This window comes from Mesorhizobium sp. B1-1-7, assembly GCF_006442705.1.
GTDB lineage: Bacteria > Pseudomonadota > Alphaproteobacteria > Rhizobiales > Rhizobiaceae > Mesorhizobium > Mesorhizobium opportunistum.
On the sequence record NZ_VFWQ01000002.1, the window covers coordinates 75,000 to 99,323 of the forward strand.

Sequence of the window (24,324 nt, forward strand, 5' to 3'; positions counted from 1 at the left end):
CCGGATCACGGATGCAGGAGGCGCATTCCCGGCGGAAAACAGGTACAAAAAGACAAGGAACTCGATCATGCAGAGCGGCGTCGAAAGGGAGCTTACGGGCGACCTTCCATTTCCAGGAACTTTGATTGGAGCAAACGGCATGGCGGTCTCCAGCGACGCGGAACAGAAGTTCGACCGGGTCAAGGCCCAATTGAAAGCGCGTCTGGGAGCCGAGGTCTATTCGAGCTGGTTCGGCCGCATGAAGGTCGCGGAAGCCTCCAAGGGCATTGTCCGCATCTCGGTGCCCACCGCCTTCTTGCGCTCCTGGATCAACGGCCATTATCTCGACCTGATCTCCGAACTGTGGAAGCAGGAAGATGCCGATCTCCTCAAGATCGAAATCATCGTGCGCACGGCCACCCGCCAGGGGCGCAGCCATGCCGAGCCGGAACTGGCGCCAGTGCGCAAGATGACGCGGCAGACGCAGACGGCTCTGGCCGCCGGCACCGTGAGCCCTGGCAGGATCGAGCGGTCCCCGGTGCCACGCCCCGGCGCCGCGATCGAGAGCGAATTCCGCCACAATGTGCTGGGATCGCCGCTTGATCCGCGCTACACGTTCGGCTCGTTCATCGAGGGGCCGTCGAACCGGGTGGCCTTCGCCGCCGCCAAGGCCGTGGCGGAATCGCAGTCGAGCGCGGTGCGCTTCAATCCGCTTTTCCTGCACGCGACGGTCGGGCTCGGCAAAACCCATCTGCTGCAAGCAATCGCCGCGGAATCCCTGAAGCAGAACCCCAAATCACGCGTCGTCTATTTGACGGCCGAGTATTTCATGTGGCGCTTTGCCACCGCGATCCGTGACAACAATGCACTGACGCTCAAGGAACAGTTGCGCGACATCGATCTCTTGATCATCGACGACATGCAGTTCCTGCAGGGCAAGTCGATCCAGCACGAATTCTGCCATCTGATCAACATGCTGCTCGACAGCGCCAAGCAAGTGGTCGTTGCCGCCGACCGGCCACCGTCGGAACTGGAATCGCTCGAACCGCGAGTGCGCTCGCGTCTCAACGGCGGCGTCGCGCTCGAAATGTCGGCGCCCGATTTCGCCATGCGCCTCGGCATGCTCAAACTGCGCCTGGCCACCGCCAGGGTCGACGACGCATCGCTCGACATCTCGGAGGAAATCCTCAACCACGTCGCCCGCACCGTGACCGGCAGCGGCCGCGAACTGGAAGGCGCCTTCAATCAGCTGCTGTTCCGTCAGTCGTTCGAGCCGCAGATCACCATCGACCGCATCGACGAGATCCTCGGCCACATCTATCGCACCGGCGAACCGAAGCGGGTCCGGATCGAGGATATCCAGCGCATCGTGGCGCGCCACTACAACGTGTCGAAGACCGAATTGCTGTCCAACCGGCGCACGCGCACCATCGTCAAGCCGCGGCAGGTCGCCATGTACCTGTCAAAGGTGATGACGCCGCGTTCGCTGCCCGAAATCGGACGGCGTTTCGGCGGCCGCGACCACACCACGGTGCTGCACGCCGTGCGCAAGATCGAGGATCTGTCCGGCAACGACAATACGCTGGCGCAGGAACTCGAGCTGCTGCGGCGCCTGATCAACGACCAAGCCTGACCGATCCGGGACAGGCAAGCCAGAACCGCGCTGGAATTCAATGACTTGCTTACAATGCCATGGGCCCGGAACGGGCTCGCGGCATTGTCTGGAGACGATCCGGATTCCCGATTCTGCCCAGCGGCTGGCGGTCTTCGTACCCTTTATCCCCAGAAAGGCCGTGCAGCCGGCCCGAACCGGTCGCGCGGGCTTGCGTTTGCAGGCTTTTTCCTGTCAGTTTACGCAGATTCTGAGCCTGTTCAGACCTTTCGCGGGGCGCCGCCAGCCGGAGACCCGCTCATCCTTTCAAGCGAGCCTGTTTCGTCATGCGTGTTATCCTGGAACGGTCCAATCTCCTGAAGTCGCTCAACCACGTCCACCGTGTGGTCGAACGGCGCAACACCATACCGATCCTGTCCAACGTGCTGCTCAGCGCCGAAGGCGCAAGCCTCGAAATGAAGGCCACCGACCTTGACCTGGAGGTGACGGAAGCGACGCCGGCCAAGGTCGAGCGCGGCGGGGCGACGACGGTTCCGGCGCACCTGCTCTACGATATCGTGCGCAAGCTCTCCGACGGCGCCGAGGTGATGTTGAAGACGGATGAAGACGGCAACGCCATGACGGTGACGTCCGGACGCTCAAGCTTCCGCCTGCAGTGCCTGCCGCAATCCGATTTTCCCGAGCTATCGGCCGGATCCTTCTCGCATATCTTCCGCCTCGATTCGGTTGCCCTGAAGGGACTGATCGAGAAGACGCAGTTCGCCATTTCCACCGAAGAGACGCGCTACTATCTCAACGGCATCTACCTGCACACGCACGAGGTCGGCGGCAAGCTGAAGCTGCGCTCGGTGGCGACCGACGGCCACCGCCTGGCACGCGCCGAGATCGATGCGCCGGCTGGCTCCGAGGGCATGCCGGGCATCATCATTCCGCGCAAGACGGTGAGCGAGCTGCAGAAGCTGGTCGACGATCCGGATGTCGCCGTGACCACCGAACTGTCGGACACCAAGATCCGCTTCACCATCGGCAGCGTCGTCCTGACCTCGAAGCTGATCGACGGCACCTTCCCGGATTATCAGCGGGTCATTCCGACCGGCAACGACAAGAAGCTGATCCTCGACCGCCAGAGCTTTGCCGCCGCGGTCGACCGGGTCTCGACCATTTCCTCCGAACGCGGCCGTGCGGTGAAGCTTTCGATCAGCGAAGGCCAGGTGACGCTCGCGGTCAACAACCCGGATTCCGGCAGCGCCACGGAAGAACTGGCGGCGGACTATTCGTCGGACCCGATCGAGATCGGCTTCAATGCCAAGTATCTGCTCGATGTCGCCGCGCAGCTGACCGGCACGGAAGCGAAATTCATGCTGGCCGATGCCGGTTCGCCGACGCTGATCCACGACATGGCCGACGAGACCGCGCTTTACGTGCTGATGCCGATGCGGGTATAGCCCGCGCGGCGGTTGCCTCGCGGCACGGCCGGCAGCGAAAGCTATGTTGCGGCGACTTCTGTAGGCGGATAGCGGTTGCCAGGACAAACCCATATAAGTAAGCTAACGCTTACTAATTTCCGCAATTATGCGGCGCTGGCGATCGACCTCGCGCCAGGCGCGGTGGTCTTTTCCGGCGACAACGGTGCCGGCAAGACCAATCTCCTCGAAGCAATTTCCTTTCTGACGCCCGGGCGTGGCCTGCGCCGCGCTCCCTACGCCGATGTCGCGCGCGCGGGCGGCGACGGCGGCTTTGCACTGCACGCAAGGCTCGACGGGCCCGACGGCCAGGTCGAGATCGGCACCGGCATTTCCGGCGGTGACAGCGAGGGCGGCAGGCGGGTGCGTATCAACGGCGCCACCGCGCGGTCTGCCGAGGACATGCTGGAATGGCTGCGCGTCGTGTGGCTGACACCGGCCATGGATGCATTGTTCACCGGGCCGGCCGCGGATCGCCGGCGCTTTCTCGACCGATTGGTGCTGGCGATCGATCCCGGCCATGGCCAGCGCGCGCTCGACTACGAGAAGGCGATGCGTGGCCGTAACCGTTTACTTACCGAAAATTCGCGAGACGACCGCTGGTTCGAGGCGATCGAGATCCAGATGGCCGAGACCGGGGTCGCCATAGCCGCGGCACGCGCCGAGCTGGTGCGCCTGCTGGCCGCCATGATCGACAGGCTGCCCGACAGCGGGCCGTTCCCGCAGGCCGATATCGGCCTTGCAGGCGATCTGGAAGCCGAGATCGCCGGCACGCCGGCGGTCGATGTCGAGGAGCGGTTCCGGCGGGCGCTTGCCGATGGCCGTGACCGCGACCGCGCCGCCGGGCGCACGCTCGAGGGCCCGCACCGTTCGGATCTCTTGGTCCGGCATCGCCCCAAGGCGATGCCGGCCGAGCTCTGCTCGACCGGCGAGCAGAAGGCATTGCTGGTCGGCATCGTTCTGTCACACGCGCGGCTGACCGGCGAGATGTCCGGGATGACACCGATACTGCTGCTCGACGAGATCGCAGCACACCTCGACGGCGGGCGGCGCGCGGCACTGTTTTCGATCCTCGAGGAGTTGAACTGCCAGGCTTTCATGACGGGAACCGATGCGGCGCTGTTTTCCAGCCTGCAGGGCCGCGCGCAGTTCCTGACGGTCGACCATGGCATGGTTGGGCCAACCGTCTAGATTTTTGTTGCATGGATGTCGTCAAGATTTTTCGGCCGCTATATGGTCCTGATATGACCAATGCGCTCACCGCCGACGAGATCGAACGCTACGCCCGCCACATCGTGCTGCCGGAGGTCGGCGGCGCCGGCCAGCAGAAGCTGAAGCAAGCGCGTGTGCTGGTGATCGGCGCCGGCGGGCTGGGCGCGCCGGTGCTTGAATATCTCGCGGCAGCCGGCGTCGGCACGCTCGGCATCGTCGACAACGACACCGTGTCGCTCTCCAACCTGCAGCGACAGGTCATTCACGGCACCGATGCGGTCGGCGTGCTGAAAACCCATAGCGCCGAGGCCGCAATCGCCCGCATCAATCCCAACACCAACGTCGAGACGCACACATTCCGGCTCACCGCGGACAACGCCCCTGCGCTGGTCGCTCGCTATGACATGGTCGTCGACGGTTCCGACAATTTCGAGACCCGCTACGTGGTGGCCGATGCCTGCGCGAGCGAGCGCAAGCCCTTGGTGCATGCCGCCGTCGGTCGTTTCGACGGCTCGGTGACCGTGCTGAAGCCTTTCGAGGACGGCAAGGATGGCAAGCCGAACCCCGGCTATCGCGACCTGTTCCCGGAAGCCCCGCCGCCGGGCCTGGTGCCGTCCTGCGCCGAGGCCGGGGTGCTTGGCGCGTTGACCGGCGTTGTCGGCACGCTGCAGGCAATGGAGGCGATCAAGCTGATCACCGGCATCGGCGAGCCGCTCGTCGGCCGGCTGCTGCTCTACGATGCGCTCGCCGCGCGCTTCGAAACGATCCGCTACAAGAGAGGCTGACCTTGGCGCGGACCTCGGCGCCCTCGATTACCCGAATCCCGGCCGACTTCGACCGCTGGGATGACGTGCTCGCACTCATCATGCGCGCCTTCGCCTTCATGGACGGCGTCATCGATCCGCCGTCATCGGCTCACCGGCTCACCGTCGATTCCCTGCGCGACAAGGCCCGCCTGGAGAGCGGCTTCGTGGCTCTCGACAGCGACAGGATCGTCGGCTGCGTCTTTGCCATCGAAAGGGCTGACGACTTCTATGTCGGCAAGCTCGCCGTCGAGCCGGACTGCCAAGGACAAGGCATCGGCCGGCGGCTGATGCGGGCGGTCGAAATTCTTGCGCTCGACCGCGGCAAGGCGGCGCTGGAGCTCCAGACACGGATCGAGCTCACCGCCAATCACACCGCCTTTGCCCGCCTCGGCTTTCACGAGACCGAACGGACAGCGCATGAGGGCTACAGCAGGCCGACCTCGATCACCATGCGCAAAGCCCTTTTGTAAGACCTGGCTTCATTTGAAAGACAGCGAGCCGTCAGGTCCTGAGCGGCAGCACGCGATCCGGCGGTCGATGGCCATCGACGAAAGCCCGGATGTTGATGATGACCTTCTCGCCCATGTCGATACGGCCCTCCAGCGTCGCCGAGCCCATATGCGGCAACAGCACGACCTTGTTCCTTGCGGCAAGCTTGAGCAGCTTGCCGTTGAGCGCCGGCTCGTGCTCGTAGACGTCGAGGCCGGCGCCGGCGATCTTGCCGTCCTGGATCAGCTTGACCAGCGCTTCCTCATCGATGATGTCGCCGCGCGCGGTGTTGACGATGTAGGCCGTCGGCTGCAGCAAGGCCAGCCGCCGCGCCGACAGGAGATGGAAGGTGGCTGGCGTCGACGGACAATTGACCGAGATGATGTCCATGCGGGCCAGCATCTGGTCGAGGCTCTCCCAGTAGGTCGCCTCCAGCCCGTCCTCGACGGCCGGCAGCACGCGATGGCGATTGTGATAGTGGATGGAAAGGCCGAAAGCCTTGGCCCGCCTCGCCACAGCCGTGCCGATGCGGCCCATGCCGACAATGCCCAGCCGCTTGCCCCAGATGCGCCGGCCAAGCATCCAGGTCGGCGACCAGCCGGCCCATTTCCTGTCGCCGGTGAGCACGTTGGCGCCTTCCGCCAGCCGGCGCGGCACCGCCAGCATCAGCGCCATGGTCATGTCGGCGGTATCTTCGGTGAGCACGTTGGGCGTGTTGGTGACGGTGATGCCCTTCTTGGCCGCCGCCGCCACGTCGATCTTGTCGACGCCATTGCCGAAATTGGCGATCAGTTTGAGGTTGTCGCCGGCCTGGGCGATCAGTGCGGCGTCGATCTGGTCGGTCACGGTCGGCACCAGAACGTCGGCTTCCTTGACCGCGGCAACCAGCTCCGGCTGCGTCATCGGCCGGTCCTCGACATTCAGCCTCGCGTCGAACAGTTCGCGCATGCGGGTCTCGACCGGGTCGGGCAGCTTTCGCGTGATGACCACGAGAGGCTTCTTTTTGCCTGCCATTGTTTCCCTCGTTGAGACCTCTTTAACCAAGACCGGCGAAACTGAAAGCCGGTCGCGGTAGCCGATTTACCCATGTAACAAGCGGTGCCGCCGAAGACAAAGAAAAAGGGGCGCAGCAGCCATCAGGCCGGCGCCGAAAGGAACGAAAGTGTCTGGTTTCGCGTCGCTTCGCCTGGTCCTCAGCGCAGCATTTCTCGGCACCCTCCTCTATTCTCCGCTCGCGGCGGCGCAGGGCGCGGCCGCACCTGCCCAGGGCGCCGTCACGCTGGGGCCGAGCGGCCTGCCGCTGCCGCGATTCGTCAGCCTGAAATCCGGACGCGTCAACTCGCGCGTCGGCCCGGGGGCCAATTACTCGGTCGACTGGATGTATATGAAGGCCGGCCTGCCGATGGAGATCATCCAGGAATTCGATACGTGGCGCCGCGTGCGTGATGCCGACGGTTCGGAAGGTTGGATCAACCAGTCGCTGCTTTCAGGCCGGCGCACCGCGATCATTGCGCCCTGGCAGCGCGGCAAGGGTGCCCAGATCAATCTTCTGAACAGCCCGGACAAGGACGCCAGGGTGATAGCGATCGTCGAGCCGGGCGTCATGGGCATGATCAAGTCCTGCGACGGCCAGTGGTGCGAAATGACGCTCGGCGGCCACACCGGCTGGCTCGCCCAGTCGACGGTGTGGGGTGCCTATCCCGGCGAGCGGGTCAAGGACTGAACGCCCCCGGTTTGCGTCCGATGCGGCCGAGATGAGTATCCTGAAAGCCGGTCGACAGCTTCAGGCCGTAGCCTAAGGCACGGTCGATTGCGATGTGGGCGATCCAGATCAGCGCGACCGCGATGGCGGCCGCATTGCCTAGCAGGTGGCCGGAGAGCAACAGAAGCACCGGTGCGATCAGCATATGCAAGGCGTTATAGGTTATCGCGCCAAGGCGCGGCCCACCGAGGTAGCCGAGCATCGACAGATCGGGCGCCAGGATAAGCACGGCAAAGAGCCACCAGGAAATGCCCGACGAAGCGTAGAAGACAATAGCGGCCACCGCCACGACGGCCCATTCGAGCCGGATTATCAGGTCGAGGGGTTTCATTCCGATTGTCCGGCCAAGCGGATTATTCTGGCTTCGCCGACTGTTCTGGCCCTGCCGGTGATTCCTGGCGCTTGGGACGCAGCCTCACCACGATATCGACATTGGCGATTTCCATGCCCTCGGGCGGGTCAGGCAGGTTGGTGACCGTCACCGGGCCGTTGGCGATGTCGAAAATCCGGTTTTCGCCCTCGATGTAGAAATGGTGGTGGTCGGAAGTGTTGGTGTCGAAATAGGTTTTCGCGCCCTCGACGGCGAGGATGCGCAGCAGCCCCGCCTGGGTAAACTGGTGAAGCGCGTTGTAGACGGTGGCCAGCGACACCGGCACGCCGGCGGCCAGCGCCTCCTCATGCAGTTCCTCGGCCGACAAATGGCGGTCGCCCTTGGCGAAGAGCAGGTCGGCCAGCGCGATGCGCTGACGCGTCGACCTCAGGCCGGCTTCACGTACCCGCTTGTCCACAGCGACATTTTCCTTCCGGCAGCCCCGGTCCATCTGGTCTTCCAAGCTCACAGTCCCGCTTCAAGACACGCCCAGAATGGCAAAAAAATGAATGTCTGCCGAAACCGGACCCCTGTTGACATATATTCTGTCGCCGGAATGCGATCAATAGCGCGCATTGACCCGGGCAGACTGGCGGGTTAAGCGCAAACGCCGGTTTCCGGCCTGAAACAGATTGTGTTAGGACACCGACGACAAGGGCGCGTTACCGCCCGGACGAATGGGGATGAGATTGATGGCGGGTAAACCCAGCTACGACTACGACGAATTGCTGGCCTGCGCCCGCGGCGAGCTGTTCGGAGAGGGCAATGCCCAGCTGCCCTACCCGCCCATGCTGATGTTCGACCGCATCACCGAGATCAGTGAAACGGGCGGTGCCTTCGACAAGGGTTTCATCCGCGCGGAATTCGACATCAAGCCGGATCTTTGGTTCTTCGCCTGCCACTTCATCGGCAATCCGATCATGCCTGGATGCCTCGGCCTCGACGCCCTGTGGCAGTTGACCGGCTTCTACCTCGGCTGGCTCGGCGAACCCGGCAAGGGAATGGCGCTGTCGACCGGTGAGGTCAAGTTCAAGGGCATGGTCACCCCATCGGTGAAGAAGGTCGAATATGGCGTCGATTTCAAGCGCGTGATGCGCGGCAGGCTGGTCCTGGGCATCGCCGATGGCTGGATGAAGGCGGATGGCGAGCCCATATATGCGGCGACGGACCTGAAAGTCGGTCTGTCGAAGCAGTCGGCGGTCGCTTGACCGCAGCCCTGGCCGATCCACTGGCCAGCATCCCTGGAAGGAGTTGCGAATGAGACGTGTCGTAGTCACAGGCATCGGCATCGTGTCGTCGATCGGAAACAATGCCAACGAGGTGCAGACCTCGCTGCATGACGCCAGATCCGGCATCAGCTTCTCCGATTCCTTCGCCGAGCACGGCTTCCGCTGCCAGGTCTGGGGAGCGCCGACGCTCGACCCGTCCGCCATGATCGACCGCCGCGCGATGCGCTTCCTGTCGCAGGGCGCGGCCTGGAACCACGTCGCCATGGACCAGGCGATCGCGGATGCGGGCCTCGGCGAGGACGACGTCACCAATGAACGCACCGGCATTGTCATGGGCTCGGGCGGGCCTTCCACCCGCACCATCGTCGAGGCGGCCGAAACAACGCTCAAGAACGGCAGTCCCAAGCGCATCGGCCCGTTCGCGGTGCCGAAAGCGATGTCGTCGACCGCGTCGGCCACCCTGGCCACCTGGTTCAAGATCCACGGCGTCAACTATTCGATCTCGTCGGCCTGCTCGACCTCGGCGCATTGCATCGGCAATGGCTACGAACTGATCCAGTGGGGCAAGCAGGACATGGTCTTTGCCGGCGGCCATGAGGATCTCGACTGGACGATGTCGGACCTGTTCGACGCCATGGGCGCCATGTCGTCCAAGTTCAACGACAAGGCATCGACCGCCTCGCGCGCTTATGACGTCAATCGCGATGGCTTCGTCATTGCCGGCGGCGCCGGCGTGCTGGTGCTGGAAGAGCTGGAGCACGCCAAGGCGCGCGGCGCCAAGATCTACGCCGAGATCGTCGGCTACGGCGCGACCTCTGACGGTTACGACATGGTCGCGCCGTCAGGCGAAGGCGCGATCCGCTGCATGCGCCAGGCGATGTCGACGATTTCCACGCCGGTCGACTACATCAACACCCACGGCACCTCGACGCCGGTGGGCGATTCCAAGGAAATGGGCGCGATCCGCGAAGTGTTCGGCGAGAAGATGCCGTTCATCACCTCGACGAAATCGCTGACCGGCCATTCGCTGGGCGCGGCCGGTGTGCAAGAATCCATCTATTCGATCCTTATGATGCAAGGCGGCTTCATCGGTGAGAGCGCCCATATCGAGACGCTCGATCCTGAATTCGAGGGTATGCCGATCGTGCGAAAGCGCATCGACAATGCCAAGATCGACACCGTTCTTTCGAATTCCTTCGGATTCGGTGGCACCAACGCGACGCTCGTTTTCCAGCGCTATTCCGCATAGGGCCATTGTTTTTGTACAAGGCCAGCATTTTTAAATAAGGATTTGGCGGCCATGAACGGACTGATGAAGGGCAAGCGCGGGCTTGTCATGGGCGTCGCCAACGATCATTCGATCGCCTGGGGCATTGCCAAGAAGCTGTCCGAGCATGGCGCGGAACTCGCCTTCACCTACCAGGGCGAGGCCTTCGGCCGCCGGGTCAAACCGCTTGCCGACAAGCTCGGCGCCGCACTTGTCGTCCCCTGCGATGTCGAGGACAGCGCTTCGGTCGCCGCCACGTTCGAGACGCTTAACAAGGAATGGGGCGGGCTCGACTTCGTCGTCCATGCCATCGGCTTTTCGGACAAGAATGAGCTTAAGGGTCTCTATGCGGACACCAGCCGCGACAACTTCGTCCGCACCATGGTGATCTCCTGCTATTCCTTTACCGAGATCGCCCGCCATGCGGCCGCGTTGATGAACGATGGCGGGTCGATGATCACGCTGACCTATGCCGGCTCGGTCCGCGTCATGCCGAACTACAATGTCATGGGTGTCGCCAAGGCAGGACTCGAGGCCAGTGTGCGCTACCTCGCCAATGATTACGGCCCGCGCGGCATCCGGGTGAACGGCATCTCGGCGGGACCGGTGCGCACGCTCGCCGGCGCCGGCATTTCGGACGCCCGCCACATGTTCTCCTACCAGCAGCGCAACTCGCCGCTGCGCCGCACGGTGACCATCGACGAGGTCGGCGGCTCGGCGCTTTATCTGTTGTCGGACCTCTCCTCGGGCGTCACCGGCGAAATCCACTATGTCGATTCAGGCTACCACATCGTCTCGATGCCGACGCTCGACGAGTTGAAGCAGACGGACGGCACGCGCGACTGAAGCGTCGTCTTGCCTTGAGCCGCGTCCGAAGTGCCTTTCAGTAAAAAAGATGCTCTCCAGTAAAATTGGACGCATTCGCGGCAACTCATTTTAAGAAGATTTCCGCTATAGAGTCCCGCAGTCTGGGGATTTTTAATGCCTGCCGTCAGCAATCCGAAGCGAACACCAGTGTTCCGACTGCTCACGATAGCAAGTTCGGGTATTGGCAGTTTCGTCCTTGGCATCTGGGGTCTCAAGTACGGCCTCGGCGGTGGGTTTGCCGGCATATCGGCGGACATGATGGTCGCGATCATGGCTGCGCTTTGCGCGCTGGCGGCGTCGGTTGCGGCAATGTCCTTCTTCGCCGGCGTCGATGAATCGGCGGATTTCGTCTTCAACGAAACCCATTTCGACAAGCTGACAGGACTGCTGGGGCGCCCGGCGATGGTCGGCAAAATCGCCGAGGCGGCATGCACGACAAGCCGGACCGGCGAACCCGTGTTCCTGATCGACATCGACATCGACCGCTTCAAGCAGATCAATGACGCGATCGGCTATACCCAGGGCGACGAACTGATCCGCGCCTTCACCAAGCGGCTGCAGAGCTGCGTGCCCGCACGCGCGCTGATCGGGCGCATCGGCGCCGGCGAGTTCGCGGTGCTGCTGCCGGATCATCAGATCCCGGGAACGATGGAAAGCATGGTCGAGAGGCTCATCGACGAGATGATGGAGCCCTATGAACTCAGCAGCCATCAGCAATCGGTGAGCCTGTCGGTGGGTATCGTGGCCATGCCCAAGGATGGCGTCGATCCGGTGCTTATCCTGCGCCGCTCCAACCTGGCGCTGCAGAATGCGCGCGCCAGCGGCGTCGGCAACTGGTCGGTCTTCGACAGCGAGATGGGGCGAGTCGCCGATTATCGCCAATGGGTCGAATCCGAGTTGCACACTGCTTTCGAACGCGGGGATTTCGACCTTCACTATCAGCCGCAGCTCGACCTGCCGACCGACCGCATCGTCGGCTATGAAGCCCTGATCCGCTGGAACCACCCCGAACGCGGCATGATCCCGCCCATGGAGTTCATCCAGATCGCCGAAGAAACCGGGATGATCAATCCGATCGGCGAGTGGGTTCTGCGCAAAGCCTGCAGCGACGCCCGCCATCTGCCGGACGATTGCTTCGTCGCCGTCAACATCTCGCCGGTCCAGTTCATGACCAAGGACTTCGTCGGCATCGTCCGCGACGCGATGAGGGCCACCGGCATCAAGCCGTCACGGCTGGAACTGGAAGTCACCGAGACGGCGATGATGCAGGATCGCGACCGTGCGGCCGCCATCCTGAAAGAGCTTGCCGAAATGGGCATCTCGGTCGCCGTCGATGATTTCGGCACCGGCTATTCGAACCTCAGCTACCTCATCGACTTCTCGTTCGGCAAGCTCAAGATCGACCGTTCCTTCGTCAGCCGCATCGACACCGATTCCAGCTCGGGCGCGGTCGTCTCGACCATTGTCGGGCTCTCGCGTGCACTCGGCGTCAGCATCATCGCCGAAGGCGTCGAGACCGAGAGCCAGGCGACGCTGCTGCGGGCGGCTGGCTGCGAAGTGGTGCAGGGTTACCTGTTCGGCCGGCCGGCTCCGCTCAAGTTCAGCGTGACTGACGCCCACGCCACCGATGAAGTCCGGCGCGTCGCCAATCTGCATTGAACGCATCACCTCAGCGACGCGCGGACAACACCTTGAACATGCCATCGCGGGCAAGTTCCGCGTGGCTTGAGAAGGCGGCCTTGAGAACCGGCTCGTAGGGCAACTGACGGTTGGCGACCATGAACAGCCGCCCGCCCGGCTTCAACGCCTTGCCTGCCGCGTGGATCATGCCGGCGCCGATTTCCGGCTCAGCCGCGCGGGCGCGATGGAATGGCGGGTTCATGACGACGGCGTCATAACGGCGCTCGACAGGTTCGGCGAGCAGATCGAGCCAGAAGAAGCCCGGCACCAGGGCCGCCGCGCCGAGATTGCGCTTGGCCGCCTCCAGCCCCGCGAAATCCGCTTCATAGAGGTCAAGCGCCGTTATGCCAGGGGACCGTGAGGCGACTTCCGCCGCCACATAACCCCAGCCGGCACAGAAATCGGCGATGTTGCCACGCAGATCGCCGGGCAAGTTATCCACCAACAGTTTCGAGCCGGCGTCGATCCGATCAAAGGAGAACATGCCGGGCGCGGTGTGGAACCGGCCTTCGACCAGCAAGACGGGATTGGCGGCACGCAACTCTTGTGCGGCCGCCGGATCGGCAGGACGGCGCAGCCAGAAGGCAATGCCGTGATATTTCGGCATATGGCCGTCGAGCGGCACAAGCTCGTCGATGCGCTTGCGCAGGCTGGCGATGCCGTCATCCTTGCCGCCGGCAACGACGATCAATCCGCCCGGCACCACGCGCTCCAGCGCTTCCGCGATGCGCAACTCGTTCTGCCCGCGATGGCGGCCGGCGAGCACCAGCGCGGCATCGAAACGGTCCCCCTCCGGTTGCGGCGTAACCGTGAATTTCGCCGCCTGCAACGCGCGGAAATGCGGGCGGAAGCCCTGCACGACATGCAGCGCGGCCTCGAAACCCTGCGGCAGCCGCAGGCCAGGCTCGGCGCCGAGAAAGAGCATGCGCTCATCCTTTCGCGGCAAGGGAAGAGCCTCGGCCTCGAACGGATGGAACAGCGTCTTCAGCGCCTCAGTGGACATGCCTTTGCTCCATAAACGAAAGCGGGCGCGACATAAGCCGCGCCCGCTTCGATTTCCTGTCAGACCGCTCAGGCGGCGTCTTCTTCGCCTTCGGACTTCTTGTCGCGGACAATTTCCTTGCCGGAGGCCTGGTCGACGACCTTCATCGACAGGCGGACCTTGCCGCGCTCGTCGAAGCCCATCAGCTTGACCCAGACCTTGTCGCCTTCCTTGACGACGTCGGAGGTCTTGGCAACGCGCTCGTTGGCGAGCTGCGAGATGTGGACCAGGCCGTCGCGGGGACCGAAGAAGTTGACGAAGGCGCCGAAGTCAGCGGTCTTGACGACCGTGCCTTCGTAGATCTCGCCGACTTCCGGCTCGGCGACGATGGTGTGGATCCACTTCTTCGCCGCCTCGATCTCCTTGGCGTTCGAGGAAGCGATCTTGACCGTGCCGTCGTCCTCGATGTTGATCTTGGCGCCGGTCTTCTCGACGATCTCGCGGATGACCTTGCCGCCCGAGCCGATGACGTCGCGGATCTTGTCGGTCGGGATGTGCATGACCTCGATGCGCGGCGCGAACTCACCGAGTTCGGGACGGGCACCGGTCAGGGCATGAGCCATTTCGCCGAGAATGTGCTGGCGGCCATCCTTGGCCTGGTCCAGCGCGATCTTCATGATCTCCTCGGTGATGCCTTCGATCTTGATATCCATCTGCAGCGAGGTGATGCCGCTGGTGGTGCCGGCGACCTTGAAATCCATGTCGCCGAGATGATCTTCGTCACCCAGGATGTCGGACAGAACGGCGAAGCGCTCGCCTTCCTTGATCAGGCCCATGGCGATGCCGGCGACGGGCTTGGCCAGCGGAACGCCGGCATCCATCAGCGCCAGCGAGGTGCCGCAGACAGTGGCCATCGAGGACGAGCCGTTGGACTCGGTGATCTCGGAGACGACGCGCAGCGTGTAGGGGAACTGGTCGGCGCTCGGCAGCATCGGGCGGATGGCGCGCCAGGCGAGCTTGCCGTGGCCGATTTCACGGCGGCCCGGCGAACCCATGCGGCCGGTCTCACCGACGGAATAGGGAGGGAAGTTGTAGTGAAGGAGGAACTTCTCCTTGTACATGCCGGTCAGCGAATCGACATACTGCTCGTCTTCGCCGGTGCCGAGCGTGGCAACGACCAGCGCCTGGGTCTCGCCGCGGGTGAACAGCGCCGAACCGTGGGTGCGCGGCAGCACGCCGACTTCGGAAACGATCTTGCGAACCGTCTTCAAGTCACGGCCATCGATGCGCGAGCCGGTGTCGAGGATGTTCCAGCGCACGACCTTGGCCTGCAGTTCCTTGAACACCGAACCGATCTGCTCGGACGTGTACTTGGCCTCGTCGCCTTCGGCCGGAGCGAAGGCTGCCTTGACCTTTGCCTTGACGGCGTCGACGGCGGCGTAGCGCTTCTGCTTGTCGACGTTCTTGTAGGCGTTGCTGAGCTCGTCACCAACGATCTTCAGCATCTCGGCTTCGAGCACGGAATAGTCCGGCGCCGTGAAATCGCGCGGCTCCTTGGCGGCGACCTCGGCCAGCTTGATGATGGCGTCGATGACCGGCTGGAAGCCCCTGTGACCGAACATGACGGCGCCGAGCATCAGCTCTTCGCCAAGTTCCTTGGCTTCGGACTCAACCATCAGCACGGCGTCGGCAGTGCCGGCGACGACGAGGTCGAGCTTGGATTCCTGCATCTCGTCGATGTGCGGGTTGAGAACGTATTCGCCGTTGATGTAACCAACACGGGCACCGCCAACCGGTCCCATGAAGGGAACGCCCGACAGGGTCAGCGCGGCCGAGGTGGCGACGATGGACAGGATGTCCGGATCGTTCTCGAGGTCATGCTGGACCACGGTGACGACGATCTGCGTGTCGTTCTTGTAACCGTCGGCGAAGAGCGGGCGGATCGGGCGATCGATGAGGCGGGAAACCAGCGTTTCCTTCTCGCTCGGACGGCCCTCACGCTTGAAATAGCCGCCCGGAATCTTGCCGGCGGCATAGGTCTTTTCCTGGTAGTTGACGGTCAGCGGGAAGAAGTCGAGGCCGGGCTTCGGCTCCTTCATCGAAACGACGGTGGCCAGCACCTTGGTCTCGCCGTAGGTGGCGAGCACGGCGCCATCAGCCTGGCGCGCGATCTTGCCGGTTTCGAGGATGAGCGGACGGCCGCCCCATTCGATTTCCACTTTGTGGTGGTTGAACATATCTTGTCCTTAATAAGCGGAAAGGGCCGCGCCGTTTCACGGTGCGCGGATGCCCTTTCCCTGGCTTCCTTTCTCGGGCAGCCACGGGCAAGACAACGGGAAGCTCGGGTGGTTTCAGCGCGGTGAGCGCGCGAGCGTCCTGCAATCCTGCCCCATGACCGTCCATGGGCGGTTTCGAGTGGCCCTCTGCGCGCTCGAAACCGGGTCTGGCCAATCTATAAGACTGGCAGAATGCGCGACTGGCGGGCTTTCCGAGGAAAGCCCGCCAGTCAATTCGTCAACGGCGCAGACCGAGCTTCTCGATCAACGTCTGGTAGCGCGCGTCGTCCTTGCGCTTGAGATAATCAAGCAGGCTGCGGCGCTGGGAGACGAGAGCGAGCAGACCACGGCGGGAATGGTTATCCTTCTTGTGGTCCTTGAAGTGGTCGGTCAGGTTCTTGATGCGCTCGGAAAGGATGGCCACCTGGACTTCCGGCGAACCGGTATCGCCCTTGGCGGTTGCGAATTCACCCATCAATTCCTGTTTGCGCTCGGCAGTAATCGACATCGTGCTTTTCCTTATCTGTTCGAGGAAACGGGTCGCCCTCAGCCGGGATGTCGTCCAGCCGGGGCCGGTGCAAGCAAAGCGTCGTGGCGCTATGCTGCGGCGCATATAGTGCAATTCCCCGGAAAACACCAGCCCAATTCACAAGCCGGCTTTTCCAGCCCAAATGCCAAGTTTGTCGCTGCTAAAGCCATTTCTTCCATTTGAAGAAGGCAATCAACCCGACCGCCACAACTGCCATGAACAGCAGCGATACGGGATAGCCGTAGTAGGACTTCAGCTCCGGCATGTTCCATGGCGAGGATTCAGGATCGAAATTCATGCCCCAGACGCCGACCAGGAAGGTGAGCGGCATGAAGATGACCGAGACGATGGTGAGATAGCTGATGACGTCGTTGGTGCGGGCCTGGCTCAGCGACAGATGCATCTCGATCAGTCCGGTCAGCATGTCGCGCTGGGTCTCGACCAGCTCGATCAGCCTGAGCGAATGGTCGAGCGTATCGTTGAGGAAAACCTTGGTTTCGGCCTTTACATAAGGCACGTCGTTGCGGATCAGCGTCGCCAGCGCATCGCGCATCGGCCACAGCACGCCTTTGAGGACATTGGCGTCGCGCCGCAATTCGTGCAGCTGCCGCATCTGATGCTTGTGCGGTGAGTGCAGCATCTCATCCTCGATGCTGTCGACCAGATCGCCGGCCGCCTCGATCGGCGGGAAATAGCTGTCGACGATGGCGTCGATCAGCGCATAGGCGAGATAATCGGCGCCGCGCGCCCGCAACCGGTTGGGCGCCGAACTCTCGATGCGCTTGCGCACGGGATCGAACGGGTCGCCCTCGCGCTCCTGGAAGGTGACGACGAAGTTCTCGCCGACGAAGAGGCCAATCTGTTCATAGCGGTGCGAGGTGACATCGTCGATCATGCGGACGACGACGAAGGCATGGTCCTCGAAGAAGTCGACCTTTGGCCGCTGGCCGGTGTTGACGACGTCCTCCAGCGCCAGCGGATGCAGATTGAAGATGCGGCCGATCTCCTCGATCAGCTGGATGTTGGCGAGACCGGTGCAGTCGAGCCAGATGACAGGCCATTTGTGGCAATTGGCCTCGACATCGTCGATGCTGGCGTTTTCGATGGTCTTGTACTTCTGCGGCGAGATCATCGTCAGCCGCAGTTCCGAACGGCGCGCCGCCGGATCGGCGATCAGCGTGCCTGGCGAGGCCCCGACCGGTGGCCGCCGCGTCTTCACCGGCGTCCGCTTTTTCACCGCCTCGGCCTTTGCCATATGCCCCTCGAGCGTAGAGTGAAACCGAGATTAGACGACAGCCGTCACCCGGCAAAGACCCGCTTGGGCTTGAACATGCCTTGCTCGATGGCGCCGATGGCGACCAGCTTGCCGCGTGCCGTGGCGCAAGCTTCCTCGGCTTCGACAGGCGCGTCGCGGCCACGGATGATGACCGGATTGCCAAGGCGGATCTTGGTCGCCGCGTCGTCGCTGATGGCGATCTGCGGCAGACAATCGAGCGCGGCGGACGTATCGACCAGAAGCGCATCGATCGCCCCGAAATCGACCGGCGCTTCCACAACGTCGACGGCATCGGCCGCTTCCGACTTGCCTTTGCCCAGCATGTCTTCGCCCCGCACACCGAAGCGGGCCGCCTCGAGTTCCGCGACGGTGACGAAATCCTCCTGTGTGAACGGCTCGACCTCGACCCGGCGCAATTCGCTGATATGGCCGAAGCAGCCGAGATCGCGGCCCATGTCACGGGCCAGCGAGCGCACATAGGTGCCCTTGCCGCATTCGACTTCGAAAACAGTCTGATCGGCACCGTGCTCGACGATGTCGAGACGGCCGATCTCGATTTCGCGGGCCGGAATATCGACCGTCTCGCCTTCGCGGGCAAGGTCATAGGCGCGTTCGCCCGCAATCTTGATGGCCGAGAATTGCGGCGGCGTCTGCATGATGACGCCGGTGTATTTGGAAAGTAGCGCCCTGACCTCGGCTTCCGACGGTCGCTGGTCAGCCTCTTTCGTCACCGGCCCTTCGAGGTCGTCGGTCGAGCGCTCCTGCCCCCAGGCCACGGTGAAGCGATAGACCTTGGCGCCGTCCTGCACGTAGGGAACGGTCTTGGTGGCTTCGCCGAGCGCGATCGGCAGCATGCCGGACGCCAGCGGGTCCAGCGTGCCGGCATGGCCGGCCTTTTCGGCCTGGAACAGCCATTTGATCTTGGAGACGGCCTCGGTCGAGCCCATGCCGACGGGCTTGTCCAGCACCACCCAGCCGGAGACCGGCCGGCCCTTCTTCTTGCCGCGGCGCGCCATTATTCGCTGTCCTTGCCTTCTTTGGCCTTGTCGTCTTTGGCCCTGTCTTCTTGGGCCTTGTCTTCTTGGGCCTTGTCGTCGTCCGCGTCGAGATCACGCGCCACTTCGGGCGACTTCAGCAGGTCGTTGATCCTGGCGAAATTGTCGAAGGAGGTGTCCAGCCTGAAGCGGAACTCCGGCATGTATTTCATTTGCCGAAGCGCGCCGGAGACACGGCCGCGGACAAATTTCGCATGCTTGTTGAGCGCCTCGATCACGGCCTCGGCATCCTTGGCGCCGAGCGGAGAAACAAAGGCAGTGGCGATCTTGAGATCGGGCGACATACGCACTTCGGAGACCGAAACGACCGAATTCTCGATCAGCGGGTCGATGATGTCGCCGCGCTGCAACGTTTCGGAGAGCGCATGGCGTACCTGCTCGCCGACGCGCAGCATGCGCTGGGATGGGCCGGATGTGGTGGAACGGGGCATTTTTCTCAATCCTGAAAGCGTGAGGCTCGGGATAGGACCGTGCCTCATGTCTCAACAGTCATTCTCAACAGGCAATCTCAACAGGCTTGAGGGCGGCGGCCTTTCGACCACCGCCCGATATTAACAAGCCACTCGAACTCAGAGCGTCCGGGTCACCATCTCGACGCGGAAGCACTCGATGACATCGCCGACCCGCATGTCCTCGTAGTTCTGGAAGGCCATGCCGCATTCCTGGCCGCCTGGGACTTCCGAAACCTCGTCCTTGAAGCGCTTGAGGGTCTTCAGCGTGCCTTCGTGGATGACGACGTTGTCGCGGATCAGGCGCACGCCCGCACCGCGCTCGACCTTGCCTTCGGTGACACGGCAGCCGGCGATCTTGCCGACCTTGGTGATGTCGAAGATCTCGAGGATCTCGGCATTGCCGATGAAAGTTTCGCGGCGCTCCGGCGACAGCAGACCCGACAGAGCCGCCTTCACGTCATCCACGAGGTTGTAGATGATCGAGTAGTAGCGGATCTCGATGCCAGCGGCCGCGGCGGCGGCACGTGCCTGCACATTGGCGCGGACGTTGAAGCCGATGATCGCCGCACCCGACGTTTCCGCCAGCGAGACGTCGCTTTCGGTGATGGCGCCGGCGCCGGCGTGGACGATGCGCGCACGCACCTCGTCGGTGCCGAGCTTGTCCAATGCCGCGTTGATCGCCTCGATCGAACCCTGCACGTCGCCCTTGATGACCAGCGGGAATTCCTTCAGCCCGCTTGTCTGCAACTGCGACATCATCTGTTCGAGCGAGCCGCGCTGGCCGGCATGCCTGGCGACCGCCTTCTCGCGGGCCAGACGCTGGCGATACTCGGTGATCTCGCGGGCGCGGGCCTCGTTGTTGACCACGGCGAAGCGGTCGCCGGCCTGCGGCGTGCCCTGAAGGCCGAGCACCTCGACCGGCATTGCCGGCGGCGCTTCCTTGATCTGCTCGCCGCGATCGTTGACCAGCGCGCGCACCCGGCCCCATTCGTTGCCGGCGACGAGGATGTCGCCCGGCATCAAGGTGCCGGTCTGCACCAGAACGGTGGCGACGGGACCACGGCCCTTGTCGAGCTGCGCCTCGATGACCACGCCCTCGGCGGTGCGGTCCGGATTGGCCTTCAGGTCGAGGATTTCGGCCTGCAGCAGGATCGCCTCGAGCAGCTTGTCGAGATTGGTGCCCTTGGTCGCCGACACTTCGACGTCCAGCACTTCACCGCCCATGGATTCGACGAAGACCTCATGGCGCAGCAGTTCGGAGCGAACCTTCTGCGGATCGGCGTCATGCTTGTCGATCTTGTTGATCGCCACGATGATCGGAACGCCGGCCGCCTTGGCATGGCTGATCGATTCGATCGTCTGCGGCATCACGCTGTCGTCGGCCGCCACCACCAGGATGGCGATGTCGGTGGCCTGGGCGCCGCGAGCGCGCATTGCCGTGAAGGCGGCGTGGCCGGGCGTGTCGATGAAGGTGATCTTCTGACCATTCTTCTCGACCTGATAGGCGCCGATATGCTGGGTGATGCCGCCGGCCTCGCCGGAGACGACATTGGCATTGCGGATGGCATCGAGCAGCGAGGTCTTGCCGTGATCGACGTGGCCCATGATGGTCACGACCGGCGGACGCGACACTAGGTCCTCGGCATTGTCGGCGATGTTGAACAGGCCTTCCTCGATGTCGGACTCGGCGACGCGGCGGACCGTGTGGCCGAATTCGGTGGCGACCAGTTCGGCCGTGTCGGCGTCGATGACGTCGCCGGGCTTCAGGATCTGGCCCTGCTTCATGAAGAACTTGACCACATCGACCGCACGTTCGGACATGCGCTGCGCCAGTTCCTGAATGGTGATGGTCTCGGGCAGGATCACTTCGCGCATGACTTTCTCGCGCGGCTCATTGTGCATCGCGCGCTTGAACTTTTCCTGGCGGCGGCGCATCGACGACAGCGAACGGGCCCGCGCATCCTCGTCGGTAAGCGCGGAGTTCAGCGTCAGCTTGCCACGGCGGCGGTCTTCCTCGCCCTTGGTCGGCTTGGCCGGCCGCGCCACTTCGGGCGTGACCGGGCGGCGCACCGGCGCACCGGCACCTGTCCGCTTCGGCTTGACCTCTTCCTCCTCGTCGGCGGTCGCCAACTCGGCTGCCAGCGGCGCGCGGCGGCGCGCCTCTTCCTCGGCACGACGGCGGGATTCGGCTTCCGTCTGCAGGCGTGCCTCTTCCTCGGCCTGACGGCGCGCGGATTCCTCACGCTCACGCTTGCGGCGCTCTTCGTCCTCGGCGCGGCGCTTGGCTTCCTCGGCGGCGCGCTGACGGTCCTCGACCTCGCGGACCTTGGAGCCTTCAAGCGCCCTGCGACGCGCTTCCATTTCGGAGCGCGACAGTTCGTTCAGCACCATGCCGCTGCGCTCGACCGGAGGCGGCGGGGGCGGAGGCGCCTTGGGCGCTTCCTGCACCACGGGTGGGGCGGCCACGACCGCCGCGGGCTTCGGCGTGAAGACGGGCGCAGGGGCAGCAGCAACCGGCTCCGGCTTGTCACCGGGCAGCGAGAACTTGCGCTTCTTGGTCTCGACCACGACCGACTTGGTACGGCCATGCGAGAAGTTCTGGCGCACGGTGCCCTGTTCCATGCCGGGGCGCTTCAACGTCAAGGTCTTCTTCGGCGTAACGCTCAACGTCTTGTCGTCGCCCGATTTCGTATCGCTCATTCCATATCCTCTGCAGCATCATCTTCGTCAGCAACGGCCGCAAGCATTGCCAGATCGTCCGGGGTACCGCCCCGATATCGGTCAAGCGCAACCATGCGCTTCTGGACCGCCTTACCCGCGTCTCCCGCGAGGACGGCAGCATGTATCACATTTGTACCCCCCAATGCCAAGCTCAACTCGGCCTCGGAGAAAAGTTTGTAGGCAAGGATGGAGGGGCCGCCGATATGGACGGTCGCCCGCCGCGCCTGGCTGATCTTGCGTACGCCGTCGTCGGACGCCTCGGTCGCGTGGAGCACGAAAAGTGCCAGTCCACCGCGCACTGCGCTCTCGACCTTGGTGGCACCAAGAGAAATCGCGCCTGCTTTGCGGGCGAGGCCCAGCATACCCAGAGCGGATCTGGAAAGCAGCCCGTCGACCATGCCGCCCAGATCGGGCGGCACGACCACCTGTGCCTTAAAGGCGCGGGCAAAGAGGTTCTTTGCCGCCGCCTTCTCGATATGTAGGCGGTCAGCGCTCACCCAGCAACCACGGCCGGGCAGATTTCTCTTGAGATCCGGAACGACGGCCGAATCCGGGCCGACGACGAACCGGATCAATTCATCCGGTTCGGCCTGCTTGCGGGTGACGATGCAGGTGCGATCGTTCATCTCGTCCAAGGGCGGGTTGTGTGCGATGCGGTTTCACCTCACGCACCAACGGCTTCGTCAGCCGGTGCTTCTTCGGCTGCAAGCTCGTCTTCGGTGATCCAGCCGGCCTTGAGACGGGCATTCAGCACCATCTGCTCGGCATCGGCGCGCGAAACGCCATGATTGGCCAGAACGCCGGGATACACCTTGGTCTCGCCGTCCTTGCGTTCCTTCCAGCCTGTCAGGTCGTCGGCGGCATAGCCGGCGAAATCCTCGATCGTCTTCACGCCGTCCTCGCCGAGCGTCACCATCATGGCGGTGGTGATGCCGGGGATTTCACGCAGCTCGTCCGAGACGCCCAGCGCCTTGCGCTTGTCGTCATGCTCGGCCTCGATCTTCTCGAGATATTCGCGGGCACGGGTCTGGATTTCCGACGCGGTGTCCTCATCGAAGCCGTCGATCGAGGCGATTTCGCCGGCATCGACATAGGCGACTTCCTCGACGCTGGTGAAGCCTTCCGAGGCCAACACCTGGCCGACCATCTCGTCGACGTCGAGAGCTTCCATGAACAGCGCCGAGCGCTCGACGAATTCCTTCTGGCGGCGTTCGGACTCCTCGGCCTCGGTCAGGATGTCGATATCCCAGCCGGTGAGCTGCGAGGCGAGACGCACGTTCTGGCCGCGGCGGCCGATGGCCAGCGACAGCTGATCGTCGGGAACCACCACCTCGATGCGCTCCGCGTCCTCGTCGAGCACGACCTTGGCGACTTCGGCCGGCTGCAGCGCGTTGACGATGAAGGAGGCGGCCGAGGGCGACCACGGAATGATGTCGATCTTCTCGCCCTGCAGTTCGCCGACGACGGCCTGGACGCGGCTGCCGCGCATACCGACGCAGGCGCCGACCGGATCGATCGAGCTGTCACGCGAGATGACGGCGATCTTGGCGCGCGAGCCCGGGTCGCGGGCGACCGACTTGATCTCGATGATGCCGTCGTAGATTTCCGGCACTTCCATGGTGAAGAGCTTGGCCATGAACTGCGGATGGGTGCGCGACAGGAAGATCTGCGGGCCGCGCTGCTCGCGACGCACGTCGTAGACATAGGCGCGGACGCGGTCGCCATATTTGTAGTTTTCGCGCGGGATCAGCTCGTCGCGGCGGATGATCGCCTCGCCACGGCCGAGATCGACGATGACGTTGCCATACTCGACGCGCTTGACGGTACCGTTGACGATCTCGCCGATGCGGTCCTTGTATTCGTCATACTGGCGGTCGCGCTCGGCCTCGCGCACCTTCTGCACGATGACCTGCTTGGCCGACTGGGCCGCGATGCGGCCGAAATCCATCGGCGGCAGCTGTTCGGCGATGAAGTCGCCAAGCTGGGCATCGGGATTGCGCTCGCGCGCCGAGGAAATGGCGATCTGGGTGGCGTAGTCATCGACTTTCTCGACCACTTCCATCAGCCGCTGCAGCTTCATCTCACCGGTGTTGGGATTGATGTCGGCGCGGATGTTGGTCTCCTGGCCGTAACGCGAGCGCGCCGCCTTCTGGATCGCATCGGCCATGGCGGCGATGACGATCGACTTGTCGATCGACTTTTCACGCGCGACGGCGTCGGCAATCTGCAGCAGTTCAAGTCTGTTGGCGCTTACAACCATGTTTTTTCTCCCGAGCCTGTCAGCCGGGCTTTTACGC

At 63.5% G+C, this 24,324-nt stretch carries 22 protein-coding genes; 10 read left to right on the forward strand and 12 right to left on the reverse strand.

What is annotated here, in order from left to right; genetic code table 11:
• Nucleotides 1-67 precede the first annotated feature (67 nt).
• The 5 genes from dnaA to FJ978_RS02960 all read left to right on the forward strand — a co-directional run bounded on the left by dnaA (nucleotide 68) and on the right by FJ978_RS02960 (nucleotide 5,542).
• Nucleotides 68-1,612: a chromosomal replication initiator protein DnaA gene (gene dnaA, locus FJ978_RS02940; RefSeq protein WP_013891250.1), complete on the forward strand. Its 1,545-nt coding sequence runs from the start codon at nucleotides 68-70 to the stop codon at nucleotides 1,610-1,612.
• 305 nt (nucleotides 1,613-1,917) lie between these two features.
• Nucleotides 1,918-3,036: a DNA polymerase III subunit beta gene (gene dnaN, locus FJ978_RS02945; RefSeq protein WP_010913340.1), complete on the forward strand. Its 1,119-nt coding sequence runs from the start codon at nucleotides 1,918-1,920 to the stop codon at nucleotides 3,034-3,036.
• Nucleotides 3,037-3,111: 75 nt separating this feature from the next.
• The gene (gene recF / locus FJ978_RS02950; protein WP_140570063.1) at nucleotides 3,112-4,245 is read left to right on the forward strand and encodes a DNA replication/repair protein RecF; all 1,134 of its coding nucleotides are present in this window, start codon (nucleotides 3,112-3,114) and stop codon (nucleotides 4,243-4,245) included.
• Between the two features lie 53 nt (nucleotides 4,246-4,298).
• Complete coding sequence (locus FJ978_RS02955; protein ID WP_140570066.1) at nucleotides 4,299-5,051, forward strand: molybdopterin-synthase adenylyltransferase MoeB; 753 nt, start codon at nucleotides 4,299-4,301, stop codon at nucleotides 5,049-5,051.
• 2 nt (nucleotides 5,052-5,053) lie between these two features.
• Nucleotides 5,054-5,542 (forward strand): GNAT family N-acetyltransferase, encoded by a 489-nt coding sequence (locus FJ978_RS02960; RefSeq protein ID WP_140570069.1) that lies wholly within the window; start codon nucleotides 5,054-5,056, stop codon nucleotides 5,540-5,542.
• A gap of 31 nt (nucleotides 5,543-5,573) precedes the next feature.
• Here FJ978_RS02960 and FJ978_RS02965 read toward each other — a convergent pair whose 3' ends face one another.
• Nucleotides 5,574-6,575 carry a D-glycerate dehydrogenase gene (locus FJ978_RS02965; protein ID WP_140570072.1) on the reverse strand — a complete coding sequence of 334 codons (1,002 nt, stop codon included), beginning with the start codon at nucleotides 6,573-6,575 and terminating at the stop codon, nucleotides 5,574-5,576.
• 148 nt (nucleotides 6,576-6,723) lie between these two features.
• Here FJ978_RS02965 and FJ978_RS02970 point away from each other — a divergent pair, with 148 nt between their 5' ends.
• Complete coding sequence (locus FJ978_RS02970; RefSeq protein WP_013891255.1) at nucleotides 6,724-7,284, forward strand: SH3 domain-containing protein; 561 nt, start codon at nucleotides 6,724-6,726, stop codon at nucleotides 7,282-7,284.
• Here FJ978_RS02970 and FJ978_RS02975 read toward each other — a convergent pair.
• Nucleotides 7,274-7,654 (reverse strand): DUF4260 domain-containing protein, encoded by a 381-nt coding sequence (locus FJ978_RS02975; RefSeq protein ID WP_140570075.1) that lies wholly within the window; start codon nucleotides 7,652-7,654, stop codon nucleotides 7,274-7,276. The genes FJ978_RS02970 and FJ978_RS02975 overlap by 11 nt on opposite strands.
• A 22-nt stretch (nucleotides 7,655-7,676) precedes the next feature.
• Complete coding sequence (irrA, locus tag FJ978_RS02980) at nucleotides 7,677-8,144, reverse strand: iron response transcriptional regulator IrrA (protein WP_181176682.1); 468 nt, start codon at nucleotides 8,142-8,144, stop codon at nucleotides 7,677-7,679.
• Nucleotides 8,145-8,385: 241 nt separating this feature from the next.
• Here irrA and fabA point away from each other — a divergent pair, with 241 nt between their 5' ends.
• From fabA to FJ978_RS03000, 4 genes are all read left to right on the forward strand, one after another.
• Nucleotides 8,386-8,901 carry a 3-hydroxyacyl-[acyl-carrier-protein] dehydratase FabA gene (gene fabA / locus FJ978_RS02985; protein ID WP_013891258.1) on the forward strand — a complete coding sequence of 172 codons (516 nt, stop codon included), beginning with the start codon at nucleotides 8,386-8,388 and terminating at the stop codon, nucleotides 8,899-8,901.
• A gap of 49 nt (nucleotides 8,902-8,950) precedes the next feature.
• A complete protein-coding gene (fabB, locus tag FJ978_RS02990) occupies nucleotides 8,951-10,171 on the forward strand; it encodes a beta-ketoacyl-ACP synthase I (protein WP_013891259.1) in 1,221 nt (406 codons plus the stop codon).
• Nucleotides 10,172-10,222: 51 nt separating this feature from the next.
• Nucleotides 10,223-11,035, forward strand: coding sequence for an enoyl-ACP reductase FabI (gene fabI, locus FJ978_RS02995; protein ID WP_023766969.1), 813 nt, complete (start codon nucleotides 10,223-10,225; stop codon nucleotides 11,033-11,035).
• A gap of 135 nt (nucleotides 11,036-11,170) precedes the next feature.
• Nucleotides 11,171-12,715: a bifunctional diguanylate cyclase/phosphodiesterase gene (locus tag FJ978_RS03000; protein WP_140570082.1), complete on the forward strand. Its 1,545-nt coding sequence runs from the start codon at nucleotides 11,171-11,173 to the stop codon at nucleotides 12,713-12,715.
• A 10-nt stretch (nucleotides 12,716-12,725) separates the two neighbouring features.
• Here FJ978_RS03000 and FJ978_RS03005 read toward each other — a convergent pair whose 3' ends face one another.
• From FJ978_RS03005 to nusA, 9 genes are all read right to left on the reverse strand, one after another.
• Nucleotides 12,726-13,739: a class I SAM-dependent methyltransferase gene (locus FJ978_RS03005; protein ID WP_140570087.1), complete on the reverse strand. Its 1,014-nt coding sequence runs from the start codon at nucleotides 13,737-13,739 to the stop codon at nucleotides 12,726-12,728.
• 68 nt (nucleotides 13,740-13,807) lie between these two features.
• A complete protein-coding gene (gene pnp / locus FJ978_RS03010) occupies nucleotides 13,808-15,955 on the reverse strand; it encodes a polyribonucleotide nucleotidyltransferase (RefSeq protein ID WP_013891263.1) in 2,148 nt (715 codons plus the stop codon).
• Nucleotides 15,956-16,232: 277 nt separating this feature from the next.
• Nucleotides 16,233-16,607, reverse strand: coding sequence for a 30S ribosomal protein S15 (gene rpsO, locus FJ978_RS03015; protein ID WP_281405986.1), 375 nt, complete (start codon nucleotides 16,605-16,607; stop codon nucleotides 16,233-16,235).
• Nucleotides 16,608-16,683: 76 nt separating this feature from the next.
• Nucleotides 16,684-17,778: a magnesium/cobalt transporter CorA gene (corA, locus tag FJ978_RS03020; protein WP_013891264.1), complete on the reverse strand. Its 1,095-nt coding sequence runs from the start codon at nucleotides 17,776-17,778 to the stop codon at nucleotides 16,684-16,686.
• 44 nt (nucleotides 17,779-17,822) lie between these two features.
• Complete coding sequence (truB, locus tag FJ978_RS03025; protein ID WP_140570091.1) at nucleotides 17,823-18,815, reverse strand: tRNA pseudouridine(55) synthase TruB; 993 nt, start codon at nucleotides 18,813-18,815, stop codon at nucleotides 17,823-17,825.
• Nucleotides 18,815-19,285 carry a 30S ribosome-binding factor RbfA gene (gene rbfA, locus FJ978_RS03030; protein WP_013891266.1) on the reverse strand — a complete coding sequence of 157 codons (471 nt, stop codon included), beginning with the start codon at nucleotides 19,283-19,285 and terminating at the stop codon, nucleotides 18,815-18,817. The genes truB and rbfA overlap by 1 nt, the downstream gene beginning before the upstream one ends.
• Before the next feature lie 138 nt (nucleotides 19,286-19,423).
• Nucleotides 19,424-22,006, reverse strand: coding sequence for a translation initiation factor IF-2 (infB, locus tag FJ978_RS03035; RefSeq protein WP_013891267.1), 2,583 nt, complete (start codon nucleotides 22,004-22,006; stop codon nucleotides 19,424-19,426).
• Nucleotides 22,003-22,653, reverse strand: a complete 651-nt coding sequence (locus tag FJ978_RS03040) for an RNA-binding protein (RefSeq protein WP_013891268.1) — start codon at nucleotides 22,651-22,653, stop codon at nucleotides 22,003-22,005. The genes infB and FJ978_RS03040 overlap by 4 nt, the downstream gene beginning before the upstream one ends.
• 38 nt (nucleotides 22,654-22,691) lie before the next feature.
• Entirely contained in the window at nucleotides 22,692-24,287 is a 1,596-nt protein-coding gene (gene nusA, locus FJ978_RS03045) for a transcription termination factor NusA (RefSeq protein ID WP_013891269.1), read from the reverse strand.
• Nucleotides 24,288-24,324: the final 37 nt, after the last annotated feature.